This window comes from Paenibacillus sp. SYP-B3998, from assembly GCF_010820665.1.
Classification (GTDB): Bacteria; Bacillota; Bacilli; order Paenibacillales; family NBRC-103111; genus Paenibacillus_E.
Map to the genome: position 1 here is coordinate 478,028 of NZ_JAAIKC010000002.1, position 19,536 is coordinate 497,563.

A 19,536-nucleotide genomic window follows, 5' to 3' on the forward strand; every position below is an offset into this window, starting at 1 on the left:
TTTTCAATAAAATAATAACCCGTAATTAGAAATCCACTTCAATTAAATCTGCTAATGTATCCCTACTTATTAATTCTTCAACCAACTTAATCTTATTGATTTCAATATGCGGGTTCTGTAAAACAGTTGTGAATATTAACAATAAATTTTTTGACATGGCTTCAATCGTTGGCTTTTCAAATAATTTCGAGCTAAATTCAAAAGCCGCTTCCAGTCTAAGATTAGAAACCTTCGCAAATAAGGTTAAATCAAATTTAGCTATCTTATTATTTTGAACGTACGGTTTGCAGGTTACAGCATCCATTTGAATTTCCGTGACATCTGTATTTTGTAACACAAACATCGTGTCAAACAACGGATTCCGATTTGCATTCTTTGTTATATTCACTTTCTTGATTAATTCTTCAAAGGGATAATCTTGATTTTCATATGCGTTTAACATATTTTCTTTGACTTCAAGCAAGTACGCAGTAAACGTTTTTGCACCTATCGGATAATTTCTTAAGGCTAATGTATTCACAAACATGCCAATAATCGGTTCTAACTCTGCATGCGTCCTTCCTGCAATTGGTGTTCCAACTATGATGTCGTCCTGTCCGCTGTATTTGGATAAAAGGACGGTATAGACTGCCAATACAATCATGTAAAGCGTCGTTCCTGTCAGAGCTTCCATTTCTCTTAAACCTTCTAGCATTTGCTCCTCAATTACAAATTCGAATACATCTCCTTCGTAGCTTAGGGATACAGGTCTCTCATAGTCTGTTGGCATATCCAATAGAGGGATACTTCCCCTAAACACATCAAGCCAATATTTTTCCTGCTTTTTCATCTGATCACTTTGAATGAGAGCCTGTTGCCACTCCGTATAATCCTTGTATTGAATCCGAAGAGGTGGCAGTTCGGCTCCCTTATACAACTGACTAATTTCAGTCATTAGAATATTTACAGATAACCCATCTGAAATGATATGATGCATATCTACAAGCAGGATATGACGTTCAGGTTCAAGTTCAATGAACCCCGCTCTCATAAGAGGTGCTTGACTAAGATCAAATACACGAGTAAAACTCCGAATTTGAGCTTCTGCATCTCCTCCCGTTGACACTATACATTCAATTTCAAAGTTTACTTCGGGATGTATAATTTGTTTCGGTTCTCCGTGTATTAATTTAAATGCCGTTCGAAGAGATTCGTGACGACGAATTAATTGTTGAAACGAATCTTCTAACCTCATACGATCAAGCGTTCCTTCTATTATGAATTGGCCAGACATGTTATAAATGAGTTCTTTACCGCCCTTTACGCTCATAATGTACATTCTCATTTGTGCTGAAGAAATAGGGTAGTATTCTTTCTCCACAGCCTCAGGAATGGATACAAATACACTCCGCTCCATAGGATCAATGAACTGAGCCATCTGTTCGATTGTAAGTAATTCAAATACGTTTCTTACAGATATGCCGAGATTCATTTTTTGATTTATTTTAGATACTAACTTTGTTGCTCGTAAGGAATTCCCACCAACATCAAAGAAAGGATCTTTTACGCTTATTTTTTTTACATCAAGCACATCCTGCCAAATGGATAACAACTGTTCTTCCACTAGCGTTCGAGGCTCTACATATTCTCTTCCCGTTTGTATATTTTCTTCTGGAACAGGGAGCGATCTACGATCAATCTTCCCATTCGGTGTTAGCGGCATTTGATCCAATTGTATAAAGTAGGATGGAACCATGTAACTCGGTAAATCACTTGACACTTTTTCTTTAATTTCTTTAACTGTTAGCGTGTACTCCGCTGTGAAGTAGGCACATAACGACTTATCCCCGTTATCAGCCTCTTGTGCAATGACAATGACCTCTTTTACACAGGCTATATGTAACAGCGCTGCTTCTACTTCTCCTATTTCAATTCGATATCCTCGAATTTTTACTTGGTGATCCATTCGTCCTAAATACTCAATGTTTCCATCGGGACGCCATTTTACTAAATCGCCCGTCTTGTACATTTTTTCTCCCTGCACAAACGGGTCGCTTACAAACTTCTCAGCAGTAAGATCCGGTAAATTTAGGTAACCCCTACCTACTCCATCGCCAGAAATGCACAATTCCCCTGCTACTCCCACAGGCTGTAATTGTTCATTTTTATTCAAAACGTACAGACGATTATTTCCTAATGTCCTACCAACAGGGACGTAAGCTCGACTATTCTCTGACTCTAGTTGCTCTGGCACTGCTTTATATGTAGCAGCATCCACACAACATTCTGTTGGACCGTACACATTTATAATCGTTGGCGGCGTTATGTGGTTTATAGCAAATAACGATGTTAATTCAACCACACTTTGCTGAGGAAGAGCCTCTCCTCCAATCAGCATGTATTTTAGCGAAATCCCTTGAACGTCGTAAGATTTTAAAAGTAATTTCAAGTGTGCAGGCGTACCATCTGTTAAATCAATTTGGTTGTTTCGATAGTAATTCAATAAACCTTGTCCATCAAGTATCGTTTCTTGATCCACAATAAACAAAGAGTGACCGGCCAGTAATGCGCCGAAAATTTGCTTAACCGATGCATCGAAATAATAAGGCGCCAGTAACGCGATATGCAAATTTTCATCATGATCATCAATAACTTGGCTGTACAACCCTTTAATTAAGTGATGAACCTGACGGTGCTCAATCATCACACCTTTCGGCTTTCCTGTTGTACCTGAGGTATAAATCACATAAGCCAATTGTTTAGAATTTCTTGCTACCTCCAAGTTTGATAACTCATCTGCGTAGGATTGTTTATCATTTAAATCCACATAAGTTCCATTGAAAGATACAACCTGTTTAAGATGTCCTTGAGTGACTACCAACTTTGCTCCCGAATCATTCAAGATATACTGGATACGCTCTTCAGGAGCATCCGGATCAATCGGCACATAGGCCCCACCCGCTTTCATAATCCCAAAGATGCCGATTATCATCTCTATCGAACGCTCTGTCAGGATACCTACTAATTGATCTGCATCTACACCTTCCGCTTTTAAAGTTCGCGCTATCTGATTCGCTCGTTCATTCAGCTGTCGGTACGTCAATTTCTGCTCCCCAAATACGACTGCCAATTGATCGGGTGTTCGCTTCACCTGCTCTTCGAACAGCTCTTGTATCGTCTTATCTCGTGAATAGTCTAGCTTTGTGTCGTTAAACGCATAGAGAAGATAGTTTTGTTCACTTTGAGACAACATTTGGATGTTTGACAACGAAACGTCTTGATCGATGACAATGCTTCTAAGTATGTTGATAAAATGGGTTTTCATCCTCTCGATTGTGTCTTGTGCAAATAATTCCGTCTTATAATTAAAATGCATATCCATGGACTGGTTGTCATCTTCAACGATTAACATGAAATCATACAACGATACGCCAACATTCAATTCTTTAACCCGAAACGTGCAATCATCTTCTTCTCTTTGATTTAGCGCTGTATTTAAATAGATATACATCGTATTAAAGAGCACTGTCCCCGTTGTATCACGATGTGTATTTAATTTCTCCACAAGCCTATCAAAAAGGTAGTCTTGGTTATCCAATGCATCAAGGGATTGTTTTTTAATTTCTTCGAGATACATTCGAAACGATTTATTCGCAACCGGCTGCGATCTAATCGCTACTGTCTGAATAAATACACCTATCATTTTTTCTACATTTGGGTGATTTCTTCCTGAAGTAGGCGTACCTACAATAATATCTTCCTGGCCCGAATAATTGTGAAGTAACACATTATACGCTGCCAGTAAAACCATAAATAACGTTGTTCCTGTTTGCTTTGCAAGCTTTTCCAACGACGCCTTCAAAGGATTGTCTACCAAGAATGAAAGTCTTGACCCTGTAGAAGTCAAATATGGCGTTCGTACAAAATCAGTAGGCAGATTAAGGTTTGGAATCTCTCCTTTAAATTGATCCAGCCAATATTGTTCTTGCTGCCTAAAAGACTCTTCCGCCATAATATGTTTCTGCCAAGCTACAAAGTCTTTGTAGGTAACCTCAATTTCCGCAATCGTTTTTCCGTCATAATCATCCATAAGTTCATTAGCGAGAATGCTAACGGAATATCCATCTGAAACAATATGATGCATCTCGATGAGCATTTCGACATGATCATGGCCTACTCGAATAAATTCAGCACGAATTAATGGAGCACTTGATAAATCAAATGGTTGTGCAAACTCTTTAACATAATGATCAAATTGACTAGCACTCATTTGAGACCTTTTTACTTCAAAATCAACGGATGGAGCAATCTTTTGGTAAAGTTCTCCGTCTACAAGGTGAAAACTTGTTCGAAATGCTTCATGACGCTGTATCATTTTTTGCAATGATGCAATCAATTTGCGTTCGTCACTATTTCCGGTGATTGTGATATGCCCGCACATGTTTTGAAAAATGCTGTTAGGCTCGAATTCATCTAGAAAGTATATCCGTTGCTGGGCAGGAGATGTTTCATAGAAATCCTTACCTTCTAGTATCTCAATAGGTATGAATTCTTCTTTGTCGCCCCTAATTAAACTAGCAAGTTCCTTCAGATGTTGATTCTTAAAAAATTGCACAATCGAAATTTTATGATTTAACTGTTCATGTACTTTTGCAAGCATAACCGTTGCCTTGAGCGAATTCCCGCCTAAATCGAAGAAATGATCATTTCTCCCCACTTTATCTACGGTTAACAGTTCTCCCCAAATAAGTGCCAACTTTCTCTCCGTATCATTTACTGGCTTTTCAAACAAAGTTATATCATTGGAGATCCGCTCACGCTCATTAACAAAACGGCTGTACTCTTCATGTAAACTCTCTTGTCGTTCACGCGAAAATAACGATAAGGACGAAATTTCAGCCAATGGATTAGTCACCATCTTTTGTAGCAGACCAACAAATCCTTCTGACCACAATTTCATGATCTCATATCCAATGACATCGGTATTGTAATCAAAATCCAAACATAGATCATGGCTAACATCTGTAATATTAAGAAATAGATCATAAGAAACGTGTTTAATGGGATACGCGATAAACTCGGTCTTGATACTTTCAAAATGAAAATTATGAATCGTTCTGTCCATATTAAATAAAATGCGCATATCCGGTATTGGCATATTAGAAAGCTGCTCTGAGACGATTGTCAACGGAACACCCTGATGCTGCATCACACGGGCTAGCGTTTCCTTGATATGAATGATATTGTCCAAAATGGATTGCTCCGTTTGAACAGTCGTGTGAACAGGTAACATGTTGACGCAATTGCCAATAAGCAGATTTTTACTCATATGGGACTGCCCCGCTGTAGGAATACCAATAACAAGCTGAGACTGACCTGTTAGCTGATGCAAATATAAATGAAAAGCTGCAAACATGGTTACAAACAAACTATTCTTATTCTTTATACTTAATGTTCGCAATGATTCTGTTAATTGACGATCCAATTTCAATGAATATCTTTCTCCAGAATATCCTTTATTAACATCATGAGATCGCACCGTGGGTAAATTTAATTGGGGGAATGATAAGGAAAATTGCTCTTTCCAATACTGAAGTCCTTGCGTAAAAGCACCTTTTTCATGTTCAATCTGTTGCCATTTTAAAAACTCACGGAAAGGCGTGGCTTCGGGAAATAAAATAGGAACCCCTCGAATAAGAGCAGAATAGGTTTTTTCTAACTCTTGAATGAATACAGCAATTGACCAACCATCTACAATAATGTGATGAAAGGTAAGCACCATGAGATATTGATTCGTTGCTTTTTTAAGCAAACTGATTCTAAATAGAGGCTCCTCAGACAGTAAATCAAATGCTTTATTTGCATCGTTAGATAACCAATTGGAAATATCCAGTTCTTGATCCACATTACTGTCTTCTGAGAAATCTATGCATGCACACTGAAATTCCATGACGGATCTAACTTGTTGTGTTTCACTCTCTACATGAATCCTCGTTCTCAAAGCATCATGACGATGTACAAGATGGTTCACTGCCTGATTCAATATTGGAGCATCTACATGCCCTGTCATCTTTAAAATAATGCTTTGGTTGAATGAAGCACTAGCATCTTCACCATGTAATGATGTCAGTAAAAGATGCTTTTGCTCTAAAGAAAGCTGATATTCTTGTGGTTCTTTTAACAAAGAAGCAGCCTGAATAGTTTCATTTCCCATCATCCGAGTTTGGATAGGCGTGTCCACGGATATAAATCCAACCTCGCAAAGTTCGTACACCGTTTCTTTCACAATCTTAATGATGGTGTTCATATCATCCATCGTATGCACGGTGGAGACAAAACAGTTACGCCCTTCCCATATATATAAACCTTTATATATTAAATGATAAAAAAACATCTCCAAATCCCCAAACGAAATAAATCTAAAAAGCGATCCATAGTTTACCATATATATGGGTACATTAGACTTTTTGAAAAACTCATTTAGCTCTTTCACAAGATAATCCGTTGTTTCATTTAATTTTTTATATAATTTCTCTCCTTCTGATTGAAGATATTGCAGCACAGTTAACGTTGCTCTCATCGCAAGGGGGTGGGTACAAAATGTGCCACCGACAAAAGTTTTCTTATCCGCAGCTGACGGATAGGACTGATCACCAAAATGCCAGATTCCGCCATCCACCGCATTCATGAATTCGGCTTTGCCTGCAACGATTCCAATAGGCATCCCGCCACCTATCACTTTTCCATACGTAATGAGATCTGCTTGAACGCCGAACCATGCTTGCGCTCCACCTAACGATATTCTAAATCCAGTTATCACCTCATCAAAAATAAGTGCTATTCCAAATCGTTGTGTAATCTCTCTAAGTTCCTGCAAAAATTGTCTTGGCTGCACATCAGGTCTTCGACTTTGCACCGGTTCCACAAGTACAGCAGCCAATTCATCACCAAGTCTTTGAATGATATCTAGTGACTCTGGATGATTATAATTAAGAATAATTAAGTCATCCATGAAGCTTTTTACAATACCTGGAGCCATTGAAAGCGCAGGAGATAAAACATTCTCAGGATTTGCTACACCCAGCACACCGTCATGCGTACCGTGGTATGACCCTGAAAACAATACAATTTTAGAGCGTCCCGTTACTGCTCTCGCTAAGCGTAAAGCAACCATTACAGCCTCTGTACCTGAATTATAAAATGCGACACGTTCTACACCTGTCATATCGCAAATTTTTTCTGCGACGTCTCCTGCTAAGTCTGACATTGGGCCTAATGGAGGCAAATTGTCTTGAATACTTTCTACCATTACACGTTTAATAAATGATGGATTGTGACCGAATAAATTGACACCAAATCCCATCGTTAGATCCAAATACTCGTTCCCATCCATATCCCATATCTTCGAACCATCCGCATTTATAGAAATAATGGGATAAACCATTTCTTTCCAATAAGAACGAAATCCAGCTACATTGCGATTATTAGCATGAGCAAACCGAGTTTGATCTGTTCTTAACTTAGAACCTTTTGTTTTTGCGGTATACTTCGCAATGAACTGTTCTGCATACTGCTTCTGAAGATTTGAAAATCCACTTTCTTCATGAATTTTTAATGATTGATAAGGTATAAATGGCTTGGCTCCCTTAGATTGCGCAGATTGTTTGATTTCTTTGATTTCTTTGCCCTCATTATTTTTAACTTCCAAAAAAGGGGGTTGAATAGCATTTATTTGGTCGCCTACTAGTAAATTCAAACTTTTTAATTGCGATTCCATCAGATGAATGGCAGAAAGAACAATTTGTTCAGAAACATTTGCAGATGCCTGTACAGTCGTATTGTTCACTATTGCATGATTTTCTGTATATTCCTCTTCATTTTTAACATATACATTCTCAGAAACATATTTAACTAACCGATTAATGTTAATCAACGTTTCAAAAAACATATCCATTGGGATATCCAAACCGAACAATTCTACTATATCTGTCCGAATTTGCATGAGAATAATCGAATCTAATCCCATTTGGAGGAAATGAGTATGCTCATCTAAATCATTCAACTTAATTCCAGAAGCATGACTGATACTCGCTTTAATTTTTAATTCAATGCCATTTGTATGCTTCTCCGTTTGAACCCCCTTTTGAACCTCCTTTTTCTCTGCAAGGATGACTGTTGGTATCGGATGTTTAACTTCAATCCAACACCGTGTCTGTTCAAATGGGTACAACGGCAGTGGAATTTTGCGAATGACCGTAGAACCATACAATTTCTCCCAATCCACAACTCTCCCTTGGGTAAACAACTCCGCTAATTGATTTAATGATTCTTTAGTTGCCTGTTTATACAAATGATCGGAAATCAACTTTTTATCTTTTTTTCCATAACCAAAATAAACATCTGTAAGATTACGCTCTCCAAGTTCGATCCGTTTTAATTTTTCATTTAGTTCTTGTGTATGGGTTACAATGATTGCCAAGCGGTAGTCTAAATTAGCTCTTCCTATACTTGCTGTATAACAAATTTGTTGAATTGGTACTTCATTGTGATTGGTTATAAATTGCTGATAACTTCTAACTAGCTCATCAAGTGCCCGTTCATTAGCGGCAGAAAGGACAAACAGATTATGCTCATGAACAGTCAGGTTAGTTTCCGTTTTCAAAGGTACAAATTCTTCTACAACAATATGCGCATTTGTACCACTAAAACCGAAAGAACTAACCCCGCATCTTAAAGGCTTGTCTTCCTCCGTAAACGCCATTAATTTTTGATTAACATAAAAAGGTGAAGCTTCAAATTTAATTAATGGATTAGGTTTATCAAAATGAACCAGCGGAGGAATTTGCTTATTTTGAAGCATGAGTAAAGATTTTATGAATCCAGCTATTCCTGCTGCTTCAAATAAGTGCCCGATGTTTGTTTTTACAGATCCAATCGAACAAAATTGTTTCCTATCCGTATATTTCTCAAAAGCTTTACACAGTCCATTAAACTCAACGGGGTCACCTAGCTTAGTCCCTGTTCCATGGGCTTCAATAAAACTTAGCGTATCAGGAGAAATTCCTGCTTCCTTCCAGGCAAGTTCAATAACATTCGTCTGCGACTCAGGATTAGGTGCAGTAATTCCGACCGTCTTCCCATCTTGATTAATCGCACTTCCCTTAATCACCCCATAAATGTGGTCTCCATCATCCATGGCTTGCTGTAGCGATTTCAGTAATACAGCACCCACACCCTCGCCGAATCCTGTGCCGCTTGCATTTTCGCTAAAGGTTCTTGTTAATCCATCTAGAGATTCCATATCTAATCCAATACTTATAGGTAGCAATGCAGTTCTAATGCCGCCGGCTATTGCCATTTCACAATCACCACCGAGCAATCCTTTACATGCCATATGAATAGCGACAAGTGATGACGAACAAGCGGTATCAATCGTAATTGCAGGACCTTTTAAATTTAAGAAATAAGCGATTCTGCTTGCCAACACTGATGGCAAATTCCCAATAATATAATTTTTAAGCTCCTCGGGATAACTAGCCGTTACTAGCCGTTCATAATCATATCCCACTTTAGAGTAACCCACATATACGCCTACATTTTTTCCATTTATATCTTCACCTGCATATCCTGCGTCTTCAATCGTGTGCCACGCCGTTTGTAAAAACATTCTTTGATTCGGATCCATAAATTGGGCTGTTTTCGGTGTTAAACCAAAAAATGAATAATCAAATTGATCAATTTGATCTAAATAACCACCCTTGATAAACTGACTTTTATTTATTTCACTATTAATGGATTGTACATAATCCATTGCGTCCTTTACCCTTATCTTTGGATAATCTTGAATGCGATTCGCACCTTTTTCTAAAATACCCCAAAACTCATTCACATTGGATGCTCCGGGGACATTTAGTGCCATGCCAATAATGGCAATATCTTTTGATGATGTTTTTGATGGCGGATGCTCCCCCACGACGTTATTTACATGTTTGATTTCATCATAATTTCTAGCCAGATAGCTTGCTAATTCGGATATGGACGGATAGGTAAAGAGGTCAGTAATAGCAATCTCCTTTCCATATTTTCGTTCTATACGTTCAGCAATTTGAGCCAGTTGTAAGGAAGTTGCCCCCATTTCAAAATAACTATCTTCAATATCGATCTTCTTCCCTACCAGCACTTCAGAAAATATTGAAATTAATTCGGTCTCTATACTAAGAGCTGCTATAGGAGCCATTTGCTTTGTTTTATCATTCGCTAAGCTATCATTAATTAATGAGGACTCTGTTAAAAATATCCCATCTTCATATTGCTTGGCTAACTGATATCGCTGTACTTTCCCGCTCGTTGTTTTTGGTAACTTTTTAATGGGAATGATTTCTTTGATACTCCAGCCACCGTGTATAGATAAGTGTTTTTTAATTTCTTTAATTAGGGGTACAAATTGTTCAATCGGTTTTTTATAAACCACAAACACGACAATTTCTTCACTATTGCTGTTAGAATCATAGACACCACAAGCGGCAACTCTTCCTAATTCGATACCATCCAATTGAATCGCTACACGTTCAATGTCATGGGGGTATACATTTTTACCATTGATGAAAATAATGTCTTTTTCCCGCCCTGTTACAACGAGATTACCATTCATTATAAAACCTAGATCCCCTGTATTGACCCAACCATCTTGAGTCAACAAGGTCTCCGTTGCTTGTGGATTATTATAGTAACCTTGGGTAACGTTATCCCCTTTGATTTGAATTTTTCCAATAACATGATCTGGAACAATTGCATCTTCTTCATTACTGATTCTTAATTGACAATAATCAATCGCCTTCCCAACTGCAACAAAAGATGCTACCTGCTTTGCATCTTTTTCTATTTCAACCACATGCTCACCGAAGTTCAGATGTTCTCTGTGTACATACACAGAAGTAAATTCTTCATCTACGTTTGGAAAAGCAACCGCTACAGAAGCTTCCGCTAATCCATATACGGTAAACATAACCGTGTTCTTTAATTGATATTTGGATAATACGTTTAAAAACTCGTGGCATACGTCAGGTAATATAGGTTCGGCACCATTATAGATGACTCTGACACAAGACAAATCCCACCCAATGGTTTTTTCTTCTCGAAAGAAATTCAAGAAATACTTATAACCAAAATTAGGTGAGGATAGTATTGTTGCTTTGTGTTCATTTACTTTTTTCATCCAAAGAACGGGTTTTCGAATAAATAATTCGGTTGGAATCGAGTACTGTTGAATACCTGCCACCAACGGTACGAGGTGAAATCCAATTAACCCCATATCGTGAGTAAGCGGCATCCATGAGAGGAACGAATCGCTTGAAGTGATCTTTGTACCATTTATAGCAGCACATGCATTGTAAATTAAATTCCGATGCGTGAGCATCACGCCTTTGGGATCGCCTGTTGATCCAGAAGAGAATTGAATGAATGCCAATTCCTCTGACTTAGGCTCATATAATTTGATAGGATTAAAATCATAGATTTTATTTTGGATACGGTCCGATTTAGCCCCTAATTCATGATGAAAATCTAATAATTCATGTTCTAAAGCGAACTTTTCTATTTTATGTAATATCTTTTCAGATGCAATCATGAATGGGTTCTTTAATAATTTCCAAATACGGCATACTTTCAACTTATGCTCATCATCTTCGCCAACACTTACAGGTACGGGTATCATTCCGCCAATTAAACAAGCCCAGAATGCTACTAAAAATAGTTTATTTTCTTGTATTTGAAAAATAACTTCTTGTCGTGGTTTAATCCCTATTTCTTGCAAATAACCTAAATATCCTTGTGCTTCAATAAATAGTTGACCATACGATATAAAGGTTTCTACTTTATCAGCCTCAATAAAAAGAATTCCGCGATCCGTTATTTTACTTCTCTCTTGTATGACATCTACTAATGTTAGAAATTGATTAGTATACATATCTCTCCTCCAAATACAGCTTATCCTCTATATTTAATTACTCGAGCTAAACGTTCACAATTCAGTGAAGGTACGCCCATATATGTAGTAAAATATGTAATACTCAACTCATTTGACTTTGTAAAAAAGATTCTTCCATACCAAACTCAGTTTCATGGCATCTTCATCAACCCCCTTTATACCTCATATTATAAGTAAAATTTTACCATGATAATATATGGAATATCAAGAAATACAATGTTAATTTTATATTTATTAACTATATTAAACTTTATTTTACATTTTAACCAAGATATAAACGTCTCTTATTTATCGCGTAACGTTAAAGGAAATTATCAGTGGACTTCTTTAATATGAACATTCACTTCAGTAAAATAAAAAAACAAAGACCAAGGTACTTTAATGATGAATAAGCACCTTGGTCTTTGTTTTTTTTATTAAGCACTTATCGTTTCGCGAAGTTCAACAATACGTTCTGATAAACTGTCTAATTTATTCTTGATAATAATTGCCTTCGAGTAATGACGAGGTATACCTTCATATCCGTAATATACACCCGCAATTCCTCCAGCAATTGCAGCAATTGTGTCGGTATCTCCACCCAAGTTTGCTGCCTGCTGTACAACTTCTGCAAACGAGTTCGTATGAGTAAGAATATGAATGATCCAATTAAACGTATGGACGACAAAGCCACTTGGCTCACAATTCGGATCCTCAGTAAGAACGTACGCATACCGTGTACTCATAACTTCATTTTCAATAGCACTAAGCAGGTCTTCATTATTTAGGAGCCTATGCACAATTCGATTGTAAATTTCACACGCTTCATTGCAGCGTTCATCATAATGAGTCATTTTGGATTGCATGCGAGACATATGTTCAATATCTGAAAGCTTAGGATAGCATAGACCTATAGGAAGGCAGCGCATTAAAGAACCATTTCCAGCACTTAGGCCTAGGTCTAAATCGGCTAAAAATGCAGATTCAAACCAATTACCTTCATAAGAACTTAATACTCTTCTAATCATTATTCCCAATGTCTTTGGGGTCGGAACGATACCACTCCAAAAACTTTTCCCCGATGGATATCATGGGATCAGATGGGTTAGCTAGAATCCCTTCTGCGACGCACAGAGTCATCATCGTATCGTCTGTAACTTCCCCAGGTTCCAAATCCCAAACGCCGCCGCCGATAATTTCGGTTAGAAAACCATGCTTTTGTTGTATTTCTTTTCGAGTGAAAAATTCTGTTGTACCGCCCAGTGCATCCCCGATAGCAACCCCATACAATCCACCCTTGATCTTATTACTAAGGTCCATGTAATCGCCCCTTTGGTTTACTTAACAAATGATGCTCGAAAAAGCATTCTTAGTATGCTTGTTCTCCGATTTATCAAATATAGCAAATACGATCTTTTCAAATAATGCCGAGTAACTTTCTTCTATTAATACCTGTTTGAATATTGTTGCTATATCCTTCGGATCATTTCGGAATACCCCACAGCCGAATGCGCCAAGAATAATTGCTTTATGTCCATGCATAGCAGAAACTGCGAGAATATATCTGATACGATCTAACATCACTTTCCGAATGTTGGCCACATTCTCAGGCTCCCGCTCTTTTACAACCCCTGCATTTACGGCTGGTGCTGTAATCATAGAAACGCGGTAAGGTGAATCTAATAAATTCCCTCTGTCTTCACGGAATACGGGAACTTGTGGGGAATAGATCATATAGTCGGAATATAAACATGTTTTCCTTCCGCGGTTGTAATTGTACATTTCATTCTTTTGTGCGATACAAGGGTATAAAGCAGATGACCGTGCAAGACTTTCTTCTTGTGCCTGACTTCCCCCCAGGAAACCTCCACCTGGATTTTTGGCAGATGCGAAGTTGAGGCAAATCGTATCTTCAAAACCTTCTTCTGTAACGAGTCGCCTTGCTGCACCAAGTGTAGTCTCATCAGTTACTTTAATATTAGGTACAATACCTTGATCATATTTAATTAACGTCTTAGCATCCTTCTTTAGCTTGGGAAGCATTTCCGGTGAATAAAGAATCGAACCAGCGATAGATTCTCTCACTTCCTGCTCTATCCGATTTCTCTTACCAAATGAGTTCATATAGAAACCACTCTCAAGAATCTCTAACGTTTCTTTTGCCATTCTGGATCTTACTTCTCTATTATTAGATTGGATATTCATAATGCATCACTCCATGTTGTTTTTCTCATTTTCTCTGAGGATGTCCTCCCTCAATTGCGTTAAGATTTCCCCTAACCAGTTTTTCCCAAGCCAAGATTTTCTGTTTTTAATTTTCGGGTCATCCTCCAACAAGCCTACGCCCCAAATCCGATCAGTAGGACTTGCTTCCACCAATGTTGTGCCACGGGTTTCTAGTAGTATTTCTAATAGTCCCTGATTTTGCGTGAATTTAGCGTAATTCGCATCGTAGACGAATTGTTTACAATGTCTATCCCACTTTTCCTTCTCAAAGTCCTTTACTAAGCGTCCAAATTCCTTCTGTTCTCTTGGCGTTTTTGCGTTCAGAATCCTTTGGCTCATTTCCAAATCATGAAATAAAACCGCTTTTTTGTACATCATGTACTGTTCAGCGCTATTGAACGTTAACCCCTCTATGATAAAACGGGTAGGATGCCATTGTGAAAAAGGGGATGGGGTTCTATAAAAAAAGGTGTATCTTTCCATAAGTTTCATTCCTCGCATTCTTTTAGATTCGATCATGTTTAGGTGTATAGCGATACAACTTGGAAGGACGATGTCCCGCATCTTTGGTATATTCGTTGGTTTCAGCAACCATATCAGCAATTTTCCTGCGAAACGCCGCGGCTAAAAGTTCTTTCCCAAGAATGACTTCGTAAACTTGTTGCAGCCCTGATAACGTAAATAAAGGCGGCACCAGGTTAAATATGATTTCTGTATATTCAATTTTGTTTCGTAAACGTTCGATTGCATATTGAATCATTTTCGCATGGTCAAAGGCAATGCCCTGTGAATGAATAACCTCCCGAGTCAGTTTTCTAGCTTTGCCAATTACCGTTTCGCTAACTTTAATTGTTGCAGACAAAATCTCAGTCTCATTCCGCAAATTTATCAAAATCAGCCTCTCGATTTCATAACCCAGGGGAAGCATCGTTTTTTTCTCTTGATAAACACTTTGAGTTACATCGAACCAGCTTGCATCATCTGCGTCATCCCCGGCTTTAACCTCTAATGAAGTGCGGTCAATAAGCGCCATGTAAGAACAGCTAATAACACGGGTACGAGGATCACGCTCTACATCTCCCCAAGTATATAACTGCTCCATGTAAATATCTTCGATATTCGTTTCACTCATTAGCTCCCTGCGAGCAGCTTCATCCATGCTTTCATGTACGGACACAAAGCCTCCGGGTAAAGCCCACTGCCCGATAAACGGGTGCTCCCCCCTCTTAATCATCAGTAGTTGTAAGTTTTTTTCAGGGAGCTTTCTATAATTTTCTTGTTCCTTATTCATCACGGTGAAAATAAGCATATCGACGGTTACTGAAGGCCGTTCATAGATACTTACATTATAAGTTTGTAAGAATTGCTGTTCGGTCAAACCATTTCGGTCTCGAATAGACGTGTCTGTCATAGTTATCTCCTGGAAAATATGTTTTGATTGTTTTGTTATTATCATATTGTTAATATCATTTTGTTATTATATACCATCATCCGACTAAAGTTCAACATCAAAATCCTAAAATGGATGTAACGCTAAGAGAAACCAGCTAAATCTTGTTAGCGAATCGATCGCCGCCACCTTTTACCATAAAAAAAAGGCTAACCAGCTATTTCTGGCTAACCTGATACTACGAAAATCCGTTGTGATAAATTACATTTTTCATTTGTACCAAAATCATGAGGTCGTTCAATATTTTGTCGGCTCCATATTTCCTACATTTCTCTTACAAAAGTTGATCCTCCACGCTATCCAGCCAGTTCTCAATCTGCCCGATAACAGAAGCTACACAACCATTCTCGAATGGAGAGATTAGACCTGCAACCTTAACTAGCCCTGTAAAAGACTGACTTCCTCCTGATTGACACAATTTCAAATAATCTTTCCATGCTGATTGCCAATCCTCATTCATGCGTTTCCAGAATTGCATGGCGCAGATCTGAGCAAGCGTGTAATCAATATAATAGAATGGCGTTTCGAAGATGTGAGCCTGTTTCTGCCAAAATCCACCGCGTAATAAATAATCATTGTTCTCCTGATCACGGTAAGGCAAGTATTTCTTCTCAAGAGAACGCCAAGCACGCTTGCGTTCCGCTGGTGTAGCCTCTGGATTCCCATATACATAGTGTTGGAATTCATCCACCGCTACACCATAAGGTATAAATAATAATGCTTCTGCGAGATGGTTGAACCGATATTTTTCTGCATCTTCCTTGAAGAAGATCTCCATCCAAGGCCAAGTGAAGAATTCCATACTCATCGAGTGTATTTCTGCTGCTTCAAAAGTAGGCCAATTGTATTCTGGCACTTCATAATGTCTACTCTCATACACTTGGAAGGCATGACCTGCCTCATGTGTTAGAACGTCAATATCACCAGAAGTCCCATTAAAATTGGAGAAAATAAAAGGTGAACCATAATCGCTTAAGAACGTGCAATAACCCCCGTCTTCTTTCCCTTTCTTACTCACAAGATCCATCAATTCATTATCAACCATATACGTAAAAAACTCGTTCATTTCTGGTGAAAGTTCACTGTACATCTTCGAACCATTCTGAAGAATCCATTCGGGATCTCCCTTTGGCGTAGCATTTCCTGATTTGAAGCTGAAGCCATCATCGTAATAGTACATTTGCTCTACACCGATACGCTTCTTCTGACGTTCCTTCAATTTAGCCGCTACAGGTACAATATGTTCCAACACTTGGTCTCTGAAATTAGCGACCATCTCTGCGTTATAATCTATACGATTCATACGTGCATAACCCAGCTCAATATAATTGTCAAAACCTAGCTTATGAGCCATCTTCGTCCGTACTTTGACCAAATCATCATAAATACGATCGAACGTCTCTTCATTCTCCGCCATAAATCCGAATCTGGCCTCCGCAGCGCGACGTCTCATGTCTCGATCCTTGGATTCTTCGAACGGAATCAGTTGAGGTAATGTACGTTCCTCACCTTCAAACCTAATTTTAGCAGATGCAATAAGCTGTGAATATTCTGTTGTTAGCTTGTTCTCAAGTTGCAGGTCTTCAATGATCTCAGGTTTGAACGTCTTGAGTGAAAGCTCAGCTAACTGAAAAAGTTGACTTCCCCATCTCTTCTCAAGGTCCACTCTGAACTTAGAATCGACAAGCCCTTGGTAGAATTCCGTTATGTATTCCTGAATGATCGGTCCAGTCTCATCCATGTAATCCCGTTCTGCCTTATAGAAAGCATCATTGGTATCGATAGAATGGCGTATGCCTACGATTTCTCCTTGCGTCTCAATTTCGCTGCGCAGTTTATTGATAGATGTCATAATCTGATCCTGCTCATCGAAGCTATTAGCATGATTAAATTTACTTAGCAATGATTTGAATTTCTGTTCCACTTCTTCTAAGTTAGGACGTTCATAAAGATATTGGCTAAATTTCATACGTGCATGCATCCTCTCTTTAAAAACAATCTATCTTCTATACTAATGCAAAGTGGCTCCGAATTCGCCTTCTCCAACGTTTCTTATCAGTCCTCGGTGTTCCCCCGAATTTATTGAACTACATGTGGGACTTGGGGGCCAAATATATCTGTCATGTTGGATGTTTTTTGCTTGCCCATGAATGTAACAGAGGGCTGCCCCTAGGCAGCCCTCATGCTATTGAACTACAATTCCGCGTAGTCGCTATCCATATAATCTTGAATAATAGCCTCTGCGTTCAATAAGCTCTTGATGAGTGCCTTTTTCTACAACTGTTCCCTTGTTCATCACAAAGATAAAATCAGCTTTCTCGACCGTACTTAATCGATGAGCGATCAGAATAGTCGTTCTCCCTTTCATCAATTGGTTCAAAGCCTGCTGTACCCAATATTCCGATTCGGTATCCAATGCCGACGTAGCTTCATCCAGCAATAATATCGGAGCGTTCTTCAGCACTGCCCTTGCAATGGCAATTCGCTGACGCTGTCCGCCCGAGAGGGACGCTCCTCGTTCCCCCACTTGGGTCTTATACTGTTCAGGGAATTCCTGGATAAAATGATCGGCATAAGCAGCCTTAGCCGCTTCTATCACCTCGTCTTCTGTCGCTTGCGGATTACCGTAACGAATATTGTCTTCAATCGTCCCGGTAAACAGAAAAGCGTCTTGGGGCACATAGGCCATTTGTCTCCGAAGCTCATCTACCGTGTAATGGCCTAACGATTTGCCTTGAATCAGAATGGCTCCGCCATCCATGGGGTAAAACCCCAGCAGTAGTTTTATGATTGTACTCTTGCCGCTTCCGCTTGCGCCAACAATGGCCGTAACTTGCCCTGGATGAATCTGCATGGACATCTCGCATAGCACTTTTTTATCAGATTGATAGGCAAAATCCACGCCTTGAAACTCAACCATAGTGGATGAAGTCCGGTCATGCTCTAAAGTGCCGAGGCGCTCAGGCTCCTCGTTCTCATCAAATATTTCTTGTACGCGATGAGCGCCTGCCAACGATTTTTGAACAAGGGACAGAAGCGTACCCAAATTCATAAAGGATTGTGACAAATAGACTTGAAGAACGGCCAATGCCGCTACGTCTCCCATCCCAATGATGCCATAAGCATATAACAAACTGCCAATAACAATAATTCCACAGAACGTAATGTAACTGACAAAATGATTCACTGCATTCAGCATGCCATTTTTACTGGCAATTTGCGTGGAAACCTCTGTCACCTGCTCATTTAGTTTCCCATACTGGGCTAAGATCGGGCTGATATGAAACAATTTAACAAGGCGAATGCCTCCGATAAAATCTGAAAATTTCTCGGTCATCTTAGCAGTAATTTGAAGCGACTCATTAAACATGACACGAATGTATCCAACAAACCGTGTGCTGATCAGAAATGCGCTGAGCAGAATCAGAAACGAGGCGCAGGCAAACTGCCACTGAATAAAGAACATCATCACGATTGATCCTATGCAGACCATAATTTCCAACAATATCGCCATAAAAAAACCACCATATGTCACTTCCATGGCCAATACATCGTTATTCATCCGTGAAACTAAATCCCCATTGTGATTTCGTTCCAAATAGCCAACCTGAAATTTGCAAATTTTTCTGTATAGGCGTTCCTTAATGTCTACCATCGTAAGTTCCACACTGCGGTGAAACATATACATAAACGTTGGAGCGACCAAGTTTAGTAGCACTAACGAACCCGCTAATACGAAAAGTGCTTGGAACAGCAAGGATGCATCTCGGGACTCCGCATATTTGACCAAACTCTGAACAACCAAGCTAAATGACAAGGGGAATAAGGTTTGAATAATCGTGCTTACACCAATGCCTATGGAGTACTGGATTTTTCGCTTTCTGTCCATAAAGCTCATCATGTACTTGATTTCTTT

General features: G+C 38.9%; 8 protein-coding genes. All 8 read right to left on the reverse strand.

Features of this window, described 5'->3' with window-relative positions; all coding sequences use genetic code 11:
* Positions 1-25 precede the first annotated feature (25 nt).
* The 8 genes from GK047_RS10280 to GK047_RS10310 all read right to left on the reverse strand — a co-directional run bounded on the left by GK047_RS10280 (position 26) and on the right by GK047_RS10310 (position 19,521).
* Complete coding sequence (locus tag GK047_RS10280) at positions 26-11,944, reverse strand: non-ribosomal peptide synthetase (RefSeq protein WP_163945177.1); 11,919 nt, start codon at positions 11,942-11,944, stop codon at positions 26-28.
* 437 nt (positions 11,945-12,381) lie between these two features.
* Positions 12,382-12,972, reverse strand: coding sequence for an ADP-ribosylglycohydrolase family protein (locus GK047_RS10285; protein WP_346010313.1), 591 nt, complete (start codon positions 12,970-12,972; stop codon positions 12,382-12,384).
* Positions 12,965-13,264: an ADP-ribosylglycohydrolase family protein gene (locus GK047_RS30335; protein ID WP_346010314.1), complete on the reverse strand. Its 300-nt coding sequence runs from the start codon at positions 13,262-13,264 to the stop codon at positions 12,965-12,967. Before GK047_RS30335 ends, GK047_RS10285 begins: the two co-directional genes overlap by 8 nt.
* A gap of 21 nt (positions 13,265-13,285) precedes the next feature.
* Positions 13,286-14,149 (reverse strand): TIGR02452 family protein, encoded by an 864-nt coding sequence (locus GK047_RS10290; RefSeq protein ID WP_163945180.1) that lies wholly within the window; start codon positions 14,147-14,149, stop codon positions 13,286-13,288.
* A 6-nt stretch (positions 14,150-14,155) separates the two neighbouring features.
* Positions 14,156-14,653, reverse strand: a complete 498-nt coding sequence (locus tag GK047_RS10295; protein ID WP_163945183.1) for an NADAR family protein — start codon at positions 14,651-14,653, stop codon at positions 14,156-14,158.
* 22 nt (positions 14,654-14,675) lie between these two features.
* Entirely contained in the window at positions 14,676-15,581 is a 906-nt protein-coding gene (locus GK047_RS10300; protein WP_163945186.1) for an NUDIX hydrolase, read from the reverse strand.
* Between the two features lie 313 nt (positions 15,582-15,894).
* Positions 15,895-17,589 carry a M3 family oligoendopeptidase gene (locus tag GK047_RS10305; RefSeq protein ID WP_163945189.1) on the reverse strand — a complete coding sequence of 565 codons (1,695 nt, stop codon included), beginning with the start codon at positions 17,587-17,589 and terminating at the stop codon, positions 15,895-15,897.
* Between the two features lie 243 nt (positions 17,590-17,832).
* Positions 17,833-19,521: an ABC transporter ATP-binding protein gene (locus GK047_RS10310; protein ID WP_163945361.1), complete on the reverse strand. Its 1,689-nt coding sequence runs from the start codon at positions 19,519-19,521 to the stop codon at positions 17,833-17,835.
* Positions 19,522-19,536: the final 15 nt, after the last annotated feature.